The 16,181-nt window shown below is 34.7% G+C and carries 18 protein-coding genes; 16 read left to right on the top strand and 2 right to left on the bottom strand.

The features are described 5' to 3' along the window. Window position 1 precedes the first annotated feature (1 nt). Complete coding sequence (locus AC1RP4_RS04260; protein ID WP_481761499.1) at window positions 2-1,030, top strand: lysylphosphatidylglycerol synthase transmembrane domain-containing protein; 1,029 nt, start codon at window positions 2-4, stop codon at window positions 1,028-1,030. 198 nt (window positions 1,031-1,228) lie between these two features. Here the strand turns inward: AC1RP4_RS04260 and trxA are convergent, their stop codons facing one another. Together trxA and AC1RP4_RS04250 are read right to left on the bottom strand one after the other, a co-directional pair. Further along, complete coding sequence (trxA, locus tag AC1RP4_RS04255; protein WP_481761498.1) at window positions 1,229-1,540, bottom strand: thioredoxin; 312 nt, start codon at window positions 1,538-1,540, stop codon at window positions 1,229-1,231. A 102-nt stretch (window positions 1,541-1,642) separates the two neighbouring features. After that, a complete protein-coding gene (locus tag AC1RP4_RS04250; protein WP_481761497.1) occupies window positions 1,643-2,818 on the bottom strand; it encodes a pyridoxal phosphate-dependent aminotransferase in 1,176 nt (391 codons plus the stop codon). Between the two features lie 134 nt (window positions 2,819-2,952). On the opposite strand from AC1RP4_RS04250, the gene AC1RP4_RS04245 reads away from it, so the two are divergent. The 15 genes from AC1RP4_RS04245 (at window position 2,953) to trxB (ending at window position 16,172) form a co-directional block, all read left to right on the top strand. Further along, entirely contained in the window at window positions 2,953-3,186 is a 234-nt protein-coding gene (locus AC1RP4_RS04245; protein ID WP_409022166.1) for a YkuJ family protein, read from the top strand. Between the two features lie 74 nt (window positions 3,187-3,260). Then, on the top strand, window positions 3,261-5,324 hold the full coding sequence (locus tag AC1RP4_RS04240; protein ID WP_481761496.1) for an LTA synthase family protein: 2,064 nt from the start codon (window positions 3,261-3,263) through the stop codon (window positions 5,322-5,324). Window positions 5,325-5,465: 141 nt separating this feature from the next. Then, on the top strand, window positions 5,466-6,344 hold the full coding sequence (locus tag AC1RP4_RS04235) for a phosphate ABC transporter substrate-binding protein PstS family protein (RefSeq protein ID WP_481761495.1): 879 nt from the start codon (window positions 5,466-5,468) through the stop codon (window positions 6,342-6,344). 2 nt (window positions 6,345-6,346) lie between these two features. Further along, window positions 6,347-7,267 carry a phosphate ABC transporter permease subunit PstC gene (gene pstC, locus AC1RP4_RS04230; protein WP_409022169.1) on the top strand — a complete coding sequence of 307 codons (921 nt, stop codon included), beginning with the start codon at window positions 6,347-6,349 and terminating at the stop codon, window positions 7,265-7,267. After that, window positions 7,267-8,154: a phosphate ABC transporter permease PstA gene (gene pstA, locus AC1RP4_RS04225; RefSeq protein ID WP_481761494.1), complete on the top strand. Its 888-nt coding sequence runs from the start codon at window positions 7,267-7,269 to the stop codon at window positions 8,152-8,154. Before pstC ends, pstA begins: the two co-directional genes overlap by 1 nt. Window positions 8,155-8,175: 21 nt before the next feature. Continuing rightward, window positions 8,176-8,979, top strand: coding sequence for a phosphate ABC transporter ATP-binding protein PstB (gene pstB / locus AC1RP4_RS04220; RefSeq protein WP_481761493.1), 804 nt, complete (start codon window positions 8,176-8,178; stop codon window positions 8,977-8,979). A gap of 14 nt (window positions 8,980-8,993) precedes the next feature. Next, window positions 8,994-9,749 carry a phosphate ABC transporter ATP-binding protein PstB gene (gene pstB / locus AC1RP4_RS04215; RefSeq protein ID WP_409022172.1) on the top strand — a complete coding sequence of 252 codons (756 nt, stop codon included), beginning with the start codon at window positions 8,994-8,996 and terminating at the stop codon, window positions 9,747-9,749. Window positions 9,750-9,766: 17 nt separating this feature from the next. Then, window positions 9,767-10,453, top strand: coding sequence for a phosphate signaling complex protein PhoU (phoU, locus tag AC1RP4_RS04210; RefSeq protein ID WP_481761492.1), 687 nt, complete (start codon window positions 9,767-9,769; stop codon window positions 10,451-10,453). Window positions 10,454-10,607: 154 nt separating this feature from the next. Then, window positions 10,608-10,913, top strand: coding sequence for a PspC domain-containing protein (locus tag AC1RP4_RS04205; protein WP_409022174.1), 306 nt, complete (start codon window positions 10,608-10,610; stop codon window positions 10,911-10,913). Between the two features lie 23 nt (window positions 10,914-10,936). Continuing rightward, entirely contained in the window at window positions 10,937-11,290 is a 354-nt protein-coding gene (locus tag AC1RP4_RS04200) for a phage holin family protein (protein WP_481761491.1), read from the top strand. Window positions 11,291-11,301: 11 nt separating this feature from the next. Further along, on the top strand, window positions 11,302-12,240 hold the full coding sequence (gene hprK, locus AC1RP4_RS04195) for an HPr(Ser) kinase/phosphatase (RefSeq protein ID WP_481761490.1): 939 nt from the start codon (window positions 11,302-11,304) through the stop codon (window positions 12,238-12,240). An 18-nt stretch (window positions 12,241-12,258) separates the two neighbouring features. Next, window positions 12,259-13,086 carry a prolipoprotein diacylglyceryl transferase gene (gene lgt / locus AC1RP4_RS04190; protein ID WP_481761489.1) on the top strand — a complete coding sequence of 276 codons (828 nt, stop codon included), beginning with the start codon at window positions 12,259-12,261 and terminating at the stop codon, window positions 13,084-13,086. A 77-nt stretch (window positions 13,087-13,163) separates the two neighbouring features. Continuing rightward, on the top strand, window positions 13,164-14,183 hold the full coding sequence (locus AC1RP4_RS04185; protein WP_481761488.1) for an NAD(P)H-dependent glycerol-3-phosphate dehydrogenase: 1,020 nt from the start codon (window positions 13,164-13,166) through the stop codon (window positions 14,181-14,183). A 14-nt stretch (window positions 14,184-14,197) separates the two neighbouring features. Next, window positions 14,198-15,097, top strand: a complete 900-nt coding sequence (gene galU / locus AC1RP4_RS04180) for a UTP--glucose-1-phosphate uridylyltransferase GalU (protein WP_409022179.1) — start codon at window positions 14,198-14,200, stop codon at window positions 15,095-15,097. A gap of 136 nt (window positions 15,098-15,233) precedes the next feature. After that, window positions 15,234-16,172 (top strand): thioredoxin-disulfide reductase, encoded by a 939-nt coding sequence (gene trxB, locus AC1RP4_RS04175; protein ID WP_481761487.1) that lies wholly within the window; start codon window positions 15,234-15,236, stop codon window positions 16,170-16,172. Window positions 16,173-16,181 lie beyond the last annotated feature (9 nt).

Below are 16,181 nucleotides of genomic sequence, written 5' to 3'. Positions count from 1 at the left end.
GATGACTCGAAAAAACATAGGTTTATTGACGTTAATGGTTATAATTGGGATGGGGATATTCGCTTATTCTTTAAAAAATGTATCAATTCAGTCGCTCGTTAAAGCTTTAGTTAATATTAATATATGGTGGTTATTAGTAGCAGTATTTTGTATCTGTATGTACTTTGTCATTGAAGCATTTGTTGTTCAACGGTTCATGATAGGGCAACATAAAAAATTTACATTTAAGAATGCAATTCGTATTCCACTGATTGAACAATTATTTAATGGAATCACACCTTTTTCAACAGGTGGACAACCTGCACAATTGTTTGCGATGGCTCAGTCAGGTGTGGACGCTGGTCGTGCAAGTTCCATTTTATTAATGAAATTTGTCGTTTACCAGGCAATGATTGTTATTAATTTTATTGTTTGTTTACTAATTGGGTTTCAATACATTCAAGATAAAGTTAATTATCTAATGGTATTCGTGATTTTTGGATTTGTGATTCATTTAGCTGTGATTACTGCTTTGTTAATGATCATGTATTGGTATGGATTCACTAAAAAATTAGTGTATGTTTGTATGCTAGTTGTTAAGTTATTCGTTAAAGGGGATCGTTTTGATCGCTGGAATACAAGTATTTATTCAAAAATTGAAAACTTCCATAAAGAGAGTTTACGTATGAAGAATGAAAAGAAAATGATTTTTCACGTTTTTGTATTAACATTCTTCCAACTCGCGTTTTACTATTTAATTCCATACTTTATTATGTTGTCATTGGGATACACATCAGTGAATGTGATTATGATTACAGCACTTCATGTGCTTATTGTCATGGTAATTTCACTTTTCCCAATTCCGGGGGGAACTGGTGGTGCAGAATATAGCTTCGCGATTGTCTTTTCTAGTTTCATGACCAGTCACAGTAAATTGATTTTAGCCATGTTGTTATGGCGTATTTTAACTTACTATGTTGGACTATTTGCGGGAATGTTTGCTTTAGTTGTTAAACCAGATAAGGTAGAAGAAGTTGGAATTGAAGATTAAATAAATGAAATATGATAGTAACCATTGCTGATGATAGATTTTCTATTATTGGCAATGGTTTTTTTTGTGTTTTATAAGGAGAAGAACGTGTTTCTTTAAGCAATACTAAAATCGCTAATCAGTTTATTACTATTCAAAATAACGACAAAAAAGCACTGTCAAATGACAATGCTTTTATTAGTTAGCTTTTCAAAATCGTTAAATATATTGTGATAAAGCGTCTTTAACTTGCTCTTTTGAATGATAACCGACGAGTGTATCAACAACTTCGCCATCTTTTTTAATCATTAATGTGGGAATTCCCATGATACCAAAATCGTCAGCTGTTTTAGGATTTTGGTCAACATCCATTTTAGCAAATTTAACCTTGTCACCTATTTCTTGTTCTAATTCCTCAATTGCTGGTGATTGCATTTTGCAAGGGCCACACCATGTTGCCCAAAAATCCGTCAATGTTATACCTGAATCTGTAACTGTTTTGAAATTTTCATCTGTAATTGCTTGTACCATTTGAATTCCTCCTTTATTTATTTGAATATAATATCAGAGGAAATATAATTAGCCTAAATATATGCTTACAAAAAGTAAGTATAAAGAAATAACGCCGTATTTTTATTTATTTTGTGTCATGTAGTCATTCAAACGTTCCATCCCAAGCACTAAATTCTCCATACTAGAAGCGTAACTTAAGCGAACGTAACCTTGACCAGAATCACCAAAAGCAGTTCCTGGAATTAAGGCAAGTTTATTATTAAAAGCTAGTTCTTTACAGAATGCCATAGAATCTTGGTTATATCCTGCAGGAATTTTTGCGAAAATATAAAAAGCGCCACTAGGTTGTGCCATTTCAAAATGCATTTTTTTCATTTCAGCCATAACGAAATCACGGCGTTTTTTATATTCAACATTCATTATGCGACCATCGTCTTTACCGTCACGTAAGGCAGCAATTCCAGCACGTTGAGAAACACTTGTTGCAGAGGTTACTAAGTATTGATGAACTTTTTTTAATTCATCAGTCATCGCTTTGGGAGCAAGCAAGAATCCAATGCGCCAGCCAGTCATGGCATGCGATTTTGATAAACCATTAATTAGGACAGTTTGGTCACGGATATATTTTGCAATTGAGACATGTTCATGATCATAAGTTAATTCACTATAAATTTCATCACTAATTGCCCATAATTTTTGCTTTCTAATTTCATCAGTTATCGCAATAACTTCATCTTCGGTCCAAGAAATACCAGTTGGATTACTTGGATTAATTAGGATAATACCTTTAATATTTTCATTTGGATTATCTTTAACAGCTTGATTAATCATCTCAGGTGTTAATCTAAAGTTATTATCACGTGTGTTGATAAAAATTGGTTTAACCCGATTTAAAGTAATCAGTGGCATATAGCCAGGGTAGAGTGGCGTTGGGACAAGAACGGCATCGCCGGGGTTGAAGATAGTCTGTAAGGCAGTTGCGATGGCTTCAGTTGCACCAACTGTAACTAGAATTTCAGATTGTGCATCATAAGTAACGTCATATTTTTCATTAAAAAATTCACTGGCAGCTTCACGTAACTCAATATCACCAGCCATACCCATATAATGTGAGTAATTTTCATGAATGGCTTCGATGGCAGCTGCTTTAACATGATCGGGTGTATTAAAATCTGGTTCACCCATTGTTAATTTAATCATATCAGGAATTTGGCTCACTTCATCATCAAATTGACGAATATCTGAGACCTCTATTTTAAATACTTGATCGTTCAAATCTTTTCTAAATAAGCTCATTTTTATGCCTCCAAGTCTAATAACTAACAGTTTAGCATAAAAACAAGTTAAGAAACGATTATAATCTGCTTAATCAGGTGTAAATGTATAGAAAATTTGGTATTATTAACTATGATATTGAAAGGGGAACAACTATGAAAAATTCTCAGTTAGTAGCAATCATTAGTCGCTTAGAGGCTATGCAAAAAGAAGATAACGGCGAAATCCAAACAAGACACTTCGAACGTGAAGGTGTTGAAAAGGGAATCGTTGAATATGATCCAGATATGAAAGCATATACGTTAGAAGATTTAAGTAACCATACTAAATTTCCTTTCGATGATATTGATTTAATTGCAATGGAAGTTTACGACTTACTATTTAGTTAATCAATAACTGAAACATAGATTGAAAGACATTTTCGTGTTCTCGAAAACTGATCTTAAAAAATGGAGGCACTAAGATGCGGTCAACTTTAAAATATGTTCAGGATAAATTGAGCTCAAGATGGGGATTCCTCCTCTTGACGCTCGTTTTATTTTGGGCCAAAACAGTTGTTGCTTATGAAACCAAATTTACATTAGGTGCAACAGGTAGCATGCAACAATTTTTACTTTATATTAATCCAATACCAACAGCGTTATTATTATTTGGAATTGCAATCTACTTTAAGGGTAAAAAATCATATTGGATTTTGCTGATTGTTGATTTTATTCAAACATCATGGCTTTTTGCAAATATGGTTTATTATCGTGAGTTTTCAGATTTTCTTTCACTAGGAATTATCAAAAATTCAGGTTCAGTAGCTAATAATCTAGACAAGGGAATTGCCGGTATTTTACGACCAACTGATTTCTTTGTTTATATCGATATTATTATTTTAATTTTGATTCTTGTCTTTAAATTAGTCAAAATTGACTATAACCCAATTAAAAAGCGTTATGCTTTTATCCTGACTATTGCATCTGTACTTTTAGCTTTAGGGAACTTAGGTTTAGCTGAAAAGGATCGTTCTCAATTATTGACAAGAACTTTTGATAATAACTATATTGTTAAATATTTAGGCTTGAATTTCTATGCGGGATATAATGTTTATCAAACGCAAAAAGAAAGTGCGACACGTAAAAATGCCACTGCTAAAGATATGGATAAAGTTCTAAAGTATTTGGATAAAAATCGTTCTAATTCAAATATAAAGTATTATGGAAAAGCGAAGGGTAAAAATGTTTTTGTGATTCATCTAGAAAGTTTCCAACAGTTCATGATCGATTATAAATGGGATGGGCAACAAGTTACGCCTAACATTAATAAATATTATCATGATCAAAATACATTATCATTTGATAATTTCTTTAATCAAGTTGGACAAGGTAAAACGTCTGATGCTGAAATGATGTTGGAAGCATCCCTTTATGGGTTACCATCTGGTTCAGCGATGACGACTTATGGCACACAAAATACATTCCAAGCAGCACCCGCTATTCTTGATCAAAAAGGCTACTCTACAGCAGCTTTCCATGGTGACGTGGGTAGTTTCTGGAATCGTAATAATACTTATAAATCATTTGGTTACCAGTATTTCTTCAGTGAACCTTATTATGATGTCAAAGCTAACTATAAAGTTGGTTATGGGATGAAAGATAAGATTTTCTTGAAGCAATCGGTTAAGTATATTGAACAATTACCCCAACCTTTTTATGCTAAACTCATCACACTAACTAACCATTATCCATATGATTTAGATAGTGCGAATACGTCAATCAAAAAGACGGATACAGACGATAGTACGGTTGATGGTTATGTTCAAACATCTAAATATCTTGATCAATCATTCGGAGAATTCGTTAGTTACTTGAAGAAGAGTGGCTTGTATAAGGACAGTATGATTGTGATGTATGGTGATCACTATGGTATCTCTAATAATCATCCGAAAGCTATTGCACAGCTTTTAGGTAAAGACAAAGTAACAAGTTATGATTTAACGATGTTCCAAAAGGTACCATTTATGATTCATATGAATGGCCTTAAGGGCGGTATTAATCATACTTATGGTGGTGAAATTGATGTGCTACCAACTTTACTTGATCTATTAGGCGTTAAGAATACCGATACGGTTCAATTTGGTAATGATTTATTATCGAAAAATCGTAACCAAACGGTTGCCTTTAGAAATGGTGATTTCGTTTCACCAACCTTTACAAAAGTTGGAAATACCACGTATAACACTAAGACTGGTAAAGAAATCGAAAAACTAACGGCAGCACAACAAAAAGTTTATAACAAAGAATTAAAACATGTTACAACGTCATTATCATTATCAGATGAAGTTATTACGGGTGATCTATTAAGATTCTACGCACCAAGTAATTTCACTAAAGTAAATAAATCTGACTATAATTACAAGAAAAGTGACGCTCTTGAAACTTTGAAAAAAGCACAAGAGAAAGAAAAAACCAGTTTAATTGAACAACACGGTGGGGTATCTACCGAAAGTTTATTCAAAACTGATGCTCCAGAATTAAAATAACGATTGAAGTCATAACGTCATGTTATGGCTTTTTTTGTTGTAACCTTTACACAATCTTTACAATACCCCCACAGGACCTTTACATTAAAAATATAAACTTAATGTATAAGTTAAATATCGATATTTATGGAGGAAGTTACTATGAAAAAGGGATCTTTAGTAATGATTGGTGGAATTTTATCCATCATGTTATTAACTTTAACGGGATGTGAGACACAATCAAATTCAGGAAAATCGATTACAATTGTTGGATCTACAGCTTTACAACCTTTAGTTGAGGCAGCTGGTGAAGAATACGGGACTGAAAATGTTGGCGTCTTTGTTAATGTTCAAGGTGGCGGATCCGGAACAGGATTGAGTCAAGTTCAAGAAAAAGCCGTTAGCATTGGTAACTCAGATGTTTTTGCTGAAGAAAAATCAGGCATTAAGGCAAGTAAACTTGTAGACCATCAAGTTGCCGTTGTTGGAATTACGCCAGTTGTGAATAATGGTGTGGGCGTTAAAAACGTCTCAAAAAAACAACTTATAGATATTTTTACTGGTAAATTAACAAATTGGAAGCAACTAGGTGGCAATGATTTACCAATTGTCCTTTTAAATCGTGCATCTGGTTCGGGAACACGATTAACATTTGAAAAATGGGGATTAGAAGGTAAGCAAAGTAAAGATGCACAGGAACAAGATTCAACGGGAATGGTTCGACAAATTGTCGGATCGACACCTGGTGCAATAAGTTATATGGCTTTCTCATACGTTGATAAAACGGTCGATGTACTTTCTGTTGATAAAGTTAAACCAACTGAAAGTAATGTTGCCTCAAATAAATGGAAAATCTGGTCATACGAACATATGTATACGAATGGTGAACCCACGGGATTAACAAAACAATTTTTAACTTATATGATGTCAAATAAAATTCAAAAACAGGTTGTTAGTAAATTAGGTTATATTCCAACAACACAGATGCAAGTGAGTCGTTCGGTTGAAGGTAAAATAACACCAATTAAGAAGGGGATGTAGTTATGGATCCGATTCGTGAAAGTTTACTCAAAAAATCAAAAGCATCTAAACTAGAGATGCGCGGTAAAATAATTACTTATTTCTGTATTGGACTAATCGTCGCTATTGTTCTTGCTATCTTTTATTTCGTTGCTTCAAAAGGATTAGCAACGTTCTTTACTGATAAAGTATCAATTAAAGATTTTTTATTAGGAAAGAGTTGGAACCCTGGAACGCTTGATAAAGCAGGTAAGCCAGAAGTTGGGGCTTTACCAATGATTTCTGGATCATTCTTTGTCACTTTTTTATCAGCATTAATTGCAACACCTTTCGCTATTGGAACAGCTATTTTCATGGTTGAAATTTCACCAAATACGGGTAGCCGAATTTTACAACCGGTAACTGAATTATTAGTTGGTATTCCTTCAGTTGTTTATGGATTTATTGGTCTTTCAGTTGTGGTCCCATTTGTTCGAAGTATTTTTGGTGGAACAGGGTTTGGTATTTTATCTGGGACATTTGTGTTATTTGTTATGATTCTACCAACCGTTACGTCAATGACTGTTGATACTTTAAAATCTGTCCCACGTTATTACCGGGAAGCCTCACTGGCCTTAGGTGCAACACGTTGGCAAACAATTTATAAAGTTATTCTAAGAGCAGCAACACCAGGTATCATGACAGCGGTTGTTTTTGGTATGGCACGAGCTTTTGGTGAAGCCTTAGCCGTTCAAATGGTTATTGGTAATGCATCATTGATGCCATCAAGTTTAATTACACCATCATCAACTTTAACAAGTATTTTGACGATGGGAATTGGAAATACTGTCATGGGCTCATTAGAAAATAATGCGCTATGGTCACTTGCTTTAATTCTATTATTAATGTCATTATTCTTTAACATGGTTGTTAGAGTAATTGGTAAGAGAGGGGCGCTTAAATAATGAATCCTAAAAAAGTAGATAAAATCGCAACAAGTATTTTATATGGTATTGCCGGATTCGTCGTTCTTGTTTTAGCGGCCTTACTTGGCTATATATTGGTTAGAGGTGTGCCACATATCAGCTGGCATTTCTTAACATCACCCGCAAAATCATTTTCAAGTGGTGGTGGAGTAGGAATCCAATTGTTTAATTCCTTCTATCTATTATTATTAACATTATTGATTTCTTTCCCTATTTCATTGGGAGCGGGTATTTGGTTATCAGAATACGCTAAAAATAATTGGGTGACGACGGTTATTAGAACGTCTGTTGAAATTTTAAGTTCATTACCTTCAGTTGTTGTTGGGCTTTTTGGGTTTTTGATTTTCGTTGTCCAATATAATTTCGGTTTTTCAATTTTATCAGGTGCATTAGCCTTAACGTTCTTCAATTTACCTTTATTAACAAGATCAATCGAAGAGTCATTACGTTCTATCCCATATTCACAACGTGAGGCTGGCTTTTCGTTAGGATTATCGCGTTGGGAAACCGTTACGAGAGTTATTGTTCCAGATGCAGTACCTGGTATTTTAACGGGTGTTATATTGAGTGCCGGCCGTATCTTTGGTGAAGCAGCTGCGTTAATTTATACTGCTGGTCAAAGTGCGCCAGCACTAGATTTTACAAACTGGAATCCAGCTAATATTGCGAGTCCGTTAAATCCAATGCGTCCAGCTGAAACATTAGCTGTTCATATCTGGAAAATTAATTCAGAAGGTATTATGCCTGATGCATCAGCTGTTTCTGCAGGCGCATCAGCCGTCTTAATTATCGCAGTGCTTTTATTTAATTTCTTAGCTCGATTCGGTGGTAAAGCACTTTATCGTAAAATTACATCAAGTAAATAGATCATTAGGGGGTCAAAGAATATGGTAGAAAATAAAACTGAAAAATCTAGAATTATGACCTTCAATGAAGATAAACATGAGATAGCTTTAGAAACCAAAGATTTACATGTTCATTATGGTTCTAATGAAGCAATTCGAGATGTTAGTTTACAATTTGAACGGTTTAAAATTACAGCTTTAATTGGGGCATCTGGTTCTGGTAAATCAACTTATCTTAGATCGTTGAATCGTATGAATGATGGGATTGCTGATGTAACAGGACAAATTATTTACCGTGATTTAGATATAAATAAAGATAATGTTGATATTTATGAAATGAGAAAACATATTGGAATGGTATTTCAACGACCTAATCCATTTTCAAAATCAATTTATGAAAATATAACGTTTGCTTTGAAACGTCATGGGATGAAAGATAAGCAGTTACTTGAAGAACGCGTTGAAAAATCACTTAAACAAGCTGCACTTTGGGATCAAGTTAAAGATGATTTGAATGTGAGTGCGTTATCATTGTCTGGTGGACAACAACAACGTTTATGTATCGCTAGAGCGATTGCTATGGAACCTGACATCTTATTGTTAGATGAACCAGCTAGTGCGTTAGATCCAATTTCAAGTCGAATTGTTGAAGAATCACTTTTAGAACTGAAAGAAAAGTACACGATTGTCATTGTGACACACAATATGCAACAGGCTTCACGTATTTCAGATTACACAGCATTTTTCCATTCAGGAAATGCGGTAGAATATGATAAAACAACAACTATTTTTACGCGACCAACAATTAAACTAACGGATGATTATGTTTCAGGAAACTTCGGTTAAGGGGGAAAGGCCAAATGACTAAAATAATTGAAACAAATGATGTTCATTTGTATTATGGTAAGAAAGAAGCCCTCAAAGGAATTAATCTTGATTTCAATGAAAAAGGGATTACCGCTTTAATCGGTCCATCTGGTTGTGGTAAATCAACATATTTAAGAACGTTAAATCGCATGAATGATTTAATTCCAGGTGTAACCATTACAGGTACAGTTAAATTAAAAAATGAAGATATTTACGGTCCTAAAATGGATACCGTAAGATTACGCAAAAATGTTGGGATGGTTTTCCAACAACCTAATCCATTTCCATTTTCAATTTACGAAAATGTTGTATATGGTTTGCGATTAGCTGGCGTTAAAGATAAAGCAATCCTTGATGAAGCTGTTGAAAAAAGCTTGAAACAGGCTGCTGTCTGGGATGATGTAAAGGATGATTTGGGTAAAAATGCGCTTGCGTTATCTGGCGGACAGCAACAACGTGTCTGTATCGCTCGAGTCTTAGCGGTTGAACCTGAGGTCATTTTACTGGATGAACCAACAAGTGCTCTGGATCCTGGTTCAAGTAGTAAAATTGAAAATATGTTGCTAGAATTGCGTGAAAAATATACTATTATAATAGTGACTCACAATTTACAACAAGCTTCTCGAATTTCAGATCGAACTGCCTTCTTTTTAGAAGGTAATTTAATTGAAGTTGCACCAACTAAAAAATTATTTACGCAGCCTGTACAAAAAGAAACGGATGACTACATTAGTGGTCGATTCGGTTAAGAAAGGGAGACAAAATAATGCGATTACTTTTTGATGAAGAACAAGAAAAGCTACACATTAGATTTAGCGAAATGGGTATGATGGTTAGTGAAGCCATTCATAAATCTGTCCGTGCTTTCATTAATCATGATAAAGAGTTGGCCCATGAAGTTATCGTTGGCGATTACAAAATTAATGAACGCGAAATGAAGTTAGAAAAACAAACGTTAGAAATGATTGCATTGTATCAACCTGTTACAAGTGATTTAAGAGATATTGTGACTGTTTTAAAAGCTATTTCTGATTTAGAACGAATGGGAGATCACGCTGTAAGTATTGCGAGATCAACGATTCGTGTTAAAGGCAATCCTAGGGTAACGGAGATTGAAGATGAGATCGGAATTATGGGCGACCACGCACGTAAGATGGTTGAAGAAGTCCTCACAGCTTATATTAGAAAAGATGCCGAAAAAGCTCGTAAAGTTGCTAATTTAGATCTTGAAGTTGATGAATATTTCACGACAATATATGACCAGTGTATCCATGAAATGAAAACGAATCCCGAAACAGTTGTGGGAAGTGCTGACTATTTGATGGTTGCCACTTATCTAGAACGAATTGGCGATTATGTTACAAATGTGTGTGAATGGGTTGTTTATTTAAAAAATGGCCGAATCACTGAATTGAATCCTGGTAAATCAGAGTTAGAAAAAGAAAATGAATAAGGCACTACTCATTTAATAACTAACAATTTCGCGATTGTTAGTTATTTTTAATTTAAACGTTAAAATTTAAGTAAATAACGCTCGTTAAAATTGTAAAATGAGTACGATAAGAAGTACAATAATGATAGATTATTCTGAATGGAGGAACTACAAAATGAAAACAAATAAAAAATTCACAAAATCAACTAATAAAATTATCGCGGGTGTCGCAGCTGGACTTGCCGAATATATAAATTGGAATCCAACACTCGTTAGATTTTTATTTTTAATGCTAATCTTCGCAACAAAAGGCGTATTTATACTTGTCTATATCTTGTTAGCAATTAGCTTACCAGGGAAAAAACGTTCATTTACTAGTTCTTTTGAGCAGTTTACATCTAGTACTGGACAACGGACTAGCTCATCAAGTAAGAGTGGCCGTAAAATTATTAAAGATGTAGAAGTTACAGACGATAAATAATATTAATGATGAGGTGAAGATTCATGGGATTTTGGCAGCGCGTATTAATTAATGCCATACTGTTTTTGGCAATATCTGGTTTTTTTCCAGAGACTTTATTTGTTAAAAGTATCTGGGTTGCATTAATCGCCAGTTTTGTACTGGCCGTACTAAATATGCTAGTTAAACCGTTTTTAGTGATTTTATCACTGCCGGTAACTATTTTCAGTTTAGGATTTTTCTATCTGATTATAAATGCATTTATGTTACAAATGACGTCATTTTTTGTGGGTAATGAATTTAAATTTTCGAGCTTTTGGGCGGCATTTATCATCTCAATTGTGATGAGTATTGCTAATACAATCGTAACAAATTACTTTATTAGAAATAGACAATAGGGGGCATTAAGATGGCCAATGAAGTTTCAGTTAGAAATTTAGTAGATGCAATGGGATTAACTGTTTTAATTGGGAAAGAATACTTGGATGATAAAAAAATTACAACAAGTGATATTTCACGTCCTGGTCTAGAATTAACCGGGTATTTTAATTTTTATCCGAAAGAACGTATTCAATTATTTGGGATGACAGAACATGCTTATGCAAATGGACTGACTCCTGAAGATAGGCAGAATGTGATGAATCAATTAGCAACAGAACAAACACCATGTTTTGTTGTTTCAAATGATTTGGATGTGCCGCTAGAATTATTAGCTATCGTCAAAGAAAGACATATTCCAGTTCTAATTTCAAAACTAACAACGTCACGTCTATCTTCTAATATGGTTAACTTTTTGGAAGCTAAATTAGCTGAACGCCAGTCAATACATGGTGTTTTAGTTGATATTTATGGTCTTGGGGTCATGATTACAGGTGATTCTGGTGTTGGTAAATCAGAAACAGCGCTTGAATTAATTAGACGTGGACATCGGTTAATTGCAGATGATCGTGTTGATGTTTTCCAACAAGATGAGGAGACACTTGTTGGTGAGGCACCTGCAATTTTAAAACATTTACTTGAAATTCGAGGTATCGGTATTATCGATATCATGAACTTGTTTGGTGCAGGAGCTGTCCGTAATGACACTGATATTTCACTAATTATTCATCTAGAAAACTGGACTCCTGATAAACAATTTGATCGATTAGGTAATAATGATGAATTTGTTAAAATATTCAATGTGAATGTGCCAAAAATTTCTGTACCTGTTAAAACAGGACGTAATTTGGCCATTATCATTGAAGTCGCAGCAATGAACTTCCGTGCAAAAACAATGGGTTATGATGCTACTAAAGCATTTGAAGCTAATCTAAATGGCTTAATCCAAACAAATTCAAAAAAAGATTAAGGATTGGACGAGAGTAAATTGAATTATTTATTAGGTGCGTTGAATCCCATCGCAGTTAAATTAGGACCTATTGAAGTTCGTTGGTATGGTGTAATAATTGCGAGTGCAGTAATTCTAGCAGTTATTTTAGCCATTCTTGAAGGCAAAAAAATAGGAATAAATGAAGATACCATATATGATATGGTTCTATGGGCGTTGCCAATTTCAATTGTTTCTGCGCGACTCTATTACGTTGTGTTCGAGTGGTCTTATTACGCTCAACATCTCAGTGAAGTTTATCGAATTTGGGATGGTGGTATTGCTATCTATGGTGGGTTAATAGGCGCAATTATTACAGTGATTATTTTCTGTCAGCGTCGCCATTTGTCAGCATGGTTAATGTTTGATCTAGCGGCACCACTTGTGCTACTTGCGCAATCAATCGGCCGTTGGGGTAATTTTATGAACCAAGAAGCCCATGGTGGAAAAACGACGTTAGAGGCATTGCAAAATTTACATTTACCTGAATTTATTATTAACCAAATGAACATCAATGGCACCTACTATAAGCCAACATTTCTATACGAATCATTGTGGAGTTTTGTTGGATTCTTAATATTAATTGCCTTGAGACATCGAGTACACCTTTTCAAACGTGGAGAAATACTATTTGCATATCTAACTTGGTATTCATTTGGTCGTTTCTTTATCGAAGGAATGAGAACAGATAGCTTAATGTTATTTTCAACAATTCGTGTTTCTCAACTTCTCTCATTAGTGATTTTTATTGGATCAATTAGTTGGTTATTATTGAGAAGATATTGGGAACCGCAAAATCAATGGTATTTAGACGGACAATTGAAATAAAAATTTCTCATAGTTAATGCTATTAGAGGTAAAATTTGGTATGATTAGAATGAATAAATTTTGAAGGAGATTATATAATGACAAAAAAAGTAGCAGTATTAGGCGCCGGTTCTTGGGGTAGTATCCTTGCCGATATCCTAACTGAAAATGGTCATGACATCAGACTTTGGTCAAATGTTCCAGCACAAGTAGCAGAAATGAATGAGTTCCATACAAATAAGCATTACTTGGAAGATTACACTTATTCTAAAGACCTACATGCATATGAAGATTTAAAAGAAGCTTTGGATCAAGTTGACGCTATTTTATTTGTTGTTCCAACAAAAGCAAGCCGTATTGTTGCTAAACAAGTAGCAGCAATTTTAGAAGAAACAGGTAACAAACCAATTATTATTCATGCAAGTAAAGGACTAGAACAAGTCACACACAAACGTATTTCAGAAGTTATTGAAGAAGAAATTCCTGCTGACATTCGTGGTAGTGTTGTTGTCTTCTCTGGCCCAAGTCATGCTGAAGAAGTTGCAAATCGTGATTTAACAACAATTGTTTCAGCAAGTACTGATCCTGAAGCTGCAAGTTTTGTTCAAGATCTCTTTATGAATAAATTCTTAAGAATCTACACAAATAACGATGTTATCGGTGTTGAAATGGGCGCAGCTATGAAGAATATTATCGCCGTTGGTGCTGGTATGCTTCATGGTATGGGCTATGGCGATAACGCTAAAGCAGCTTTGATTACACGTGGATTAGCTGAAATTGCTCGTTTAGGGACATCATTTGGTGCTAACCAATTAACCTTTATGGGACTTTCTGGTGTTGGTGATTTAATCGTTACAGCTACAAGTGTTCATTCACGTAACTGGCGTGCTGGAGACCAATTAGGTCAAGGTAAATCATTAGATGCTGTTGTTGCTGATATGGGTATGGTTATCGAAGGTGTTGGTACTGCTAAGGCTGCTTATGAATTAGCACAACAACAAGGAATTGATATGCCAATCACAAATGCAATTTATGACGTTTTATACAATAATAAAGAAATTAAATCAGTGATTGAAGCTTTGATCAATCGTGAAGGTAAATCTGAATTAGCAGAATAAAAGGGGATTAGACTATGCAAAAAGTTAAAAAAGCCATTATTCCGGCTGCTGGACTAGGGACTCGTTTCTTACCAGCAACTAAAGCGATGGCAAAAGAAATGCTCCCAATTGTTGATAAACCAACGATTCAATTTATTGTTGAAGAGGCGCGTCAATCGGGTATTGAAGATATTTTGATTGTTACGGGTAAAGGTAAGCGACCAATTGAAGATCATTTTGATTCGGTGCCAGAACTGGAAGCGAATTTAGCTGCAAAGCATAAAGACGAATTATTAAAATTAGTTGAAGAAACAACGGATATTAATTTGTATTTTGTTCGTCAATCTCATCCACGAGGTCTTGGCGATGCCGTTTTAATGGCTAAAGACTTTGTTGGGGATGAACCTTTTGTTGTCATGTTAGGCGATGATTTAATGGAAGATAAAGTACCATTAACGCGTCAACTCATGAATCGCTTTGATGAGACACATGCTTCAACTTTAGCGGTGATGAAAGTCCCTCATGAAGAAGTTTCAAAATACGGTGTGATTAATCCTGAATTAGAAGTTAAACCTGGATTATTCAATGTTAAAAACTTTGTTGAAAAACCTACACCTGAAGAAGCACCTAGTGACTTGGCTATTATTGGACGTTACTTATTAACACCTGAAATTTTTGGTATCTTAGAACATCAAAAACCAGGTGCTGGTAATGAAATTCAATTAACGGATGCCATCGATGCATTGAACAAGGTGCAACGTGTTTTCGCTCATGAATTTAAAGGAACCCGATACGATGTTGGCTATAAATTTGGCTACTTAAAAACAAGTATTGAGTATGGTTTGAAACATAAAGAAGTTAAAGATGAATTAAAAGAATATTTGAAGACTTTAGGCGCAAAATTAATTGCAGAAGATACAGCAAAAAATAAGTAGCCTAATTCTTACAGTAAAGCAGGTTTCAAGTTCAACTCACTTGGGACCTGTTTTTGATGTTAAAGCAATTAAATAGACAAAAAAAGTAACATAGGGTATTGTTGAATTACTTACTAAAAGAAAGAAGGTTGAACTAATGACAAAAAAATATGATGTTGTTGTGATTGGTGCTGGGCCCGGTGGAATGACTGCCGCACTCTATGCATCACGTGCAAATCTATCGGTTTTAATGATTGATCGTGGGATTTATGGTGGCCAAATGAACAATACGGCTGAAGTTGAAAATTATCCTGGATTTAAATCAATCTTAGGCCCTGATTTAGCAAAAGAAATGTACGAAAGTTCGACACAATTTGGTGCAGAATATGCATACGGTAGTGTAACCGATATTACAATTGAAGGCGATACTAAACTCATCACAACAGATAATGATGTTTTTGAAACAAAAGCTTTAATTATCGCAACTGGATCAGAATACAAAAAATTGGGTGCTGAAGGCGAAGATACCTTTAGTGGCCGAGGTGTATCTTACTGTGCAGTCTGTGATGGTGCTTTCTTCAAAAATCGTGAAGTCATCGTTATCGGTGGCGGTGATTCAGCAATCGAAGAAGGTTCTTATTTATCAAAATTAGCTTCAAAAGTGACGGTAATTCATCGTCGTGACAAATTACGCGCTCAAAAAATCTTACAAGATCGTGCCTTTGCGGATGATAAAATATCTTTTGTTTGGGATACTAATGTCACAGAGATTGTTGGTGACGATCGTAAAGTAACTGGCGTTAAAGTAACGAATAATAAAACAGGTGAAACATCTGAAATTCCTGCTAGTGGTGTCTTCATTTATGTTGGTGTTAAACCAATGACAACAGCATTCACAAAGCTTGGAATTACTGACGATTATGGTTGGATTCCAACTGACGAAAATATGCTAACAAATGTACCAGGTATTTTCGCAGTTGGTGATGTGCGTAAGAAAGAATTGCGTCAAATTACAACTGCAGTTGGTGACGGTGGTATTGCTGGACAACAAACATTTAGTTACCTTGAATCATTAAATGATGCAGAATTAAGTTAAATTATAGAA

This window comes from Dellaglioa sp. CoH-56-MRSF-10, assembly GCF_056782175.1.
The sequence above is the reverse complement of the archived record's forward strand: the minus strand, read 5'-3'. Positions and strand labels throughout refer to the sequence as shown.